General features: G+C 59.9%; 1 protein-coding gene and 1 pseudogene. Both read right to left on the bottom strand.

What is annotated here, in order from left to right; translation table 11 throughout:
* A partial coding sequence (locus AC1D0I_RS32740) for a hypothetical protein (protein ID WP_477400208.1) occupies positions 1 to 372 on the bottom strand: 372 nt, incomplete at its 3' end.
* Positions 336 to 784, bottom strand: a pseudogene (locus AC1D0I_RS32735) (hypothetical protein); the annotation flags it as partial. The gene AC1D0I_RS32740 and the pseudogene AC1D0I_RS32735, both read right to left, overlap by 37 nt.

Here is a 784-nt window from a genome sequence, read left to right as displayed (position 1 = left end):
GAGTACAGACGCGTTTCGATCACAGCCGATCGTTGATGGCTTGCCGTCCTTGTTGCGTCCGATTGCCGCCATGTCGAAGAAAACCATTTCGTCATCGTCGTAGGCGACGTTGTACGGATCGTTTGCAKTGCCCGCACCCACGAGGGAGAAACCCGACACGGCGTCGGGCTCATCCTTCCTGCTCTGCAGGACAAGCGTTTTGCAAAGCACGACAGATGCACGATCGTTGTAGATTCCCTCTTCATAGTCCTGCGCGGCCTTCGTGCAGTCCCACTCCTGCGTCTTGTAGGTAATCTTTGGTTTTGGGCAGGCCGCAAGGCCGCGCAGTCGATAGGTTACGCCGTTGATGACGCGCTCAGTTGCCGATGGCACCTTGACCGGCGAGCTGAGGGCGGTCGCATCTCGCTGAAAGAGCGCGCCTTTCGCATCGTAGCGCTCATCTGCGACACGACGACCCGCAGGCGTTCGTTGACTGAATCTCCGGCAATGGCGCCGAAGCGGTTGGCGACCTGCAGATGGTATTCGCGAATTTCGGCCGCGGCGGTAGCGCGGACATTTACGAGCGTGCGCGCCCGCTCGACAAAGCCCGGCCCTATCACGCAAACCTCTTCGCCCTTGCGAACCTGCGAGGCCGGTCGCTCGATGAAGGAGGTCGTCGCGGCGCTGTCGTTGCGCAAGACGATTCCTGTCGACGCACGTGCGATGATGCGCTGTCCATTATTCATGATTATTTCAACCAGGCGGCGCTCGCCTCGAGAACCTCCGCTCAAGTCGACCACGGAAC

Source organism: Mesorhizobium sp. P2_D1 (genome assembly GCF_056404455.1).
This window is presented reverse-complemented; position numbering and strand designations above follow the sequence as displayed.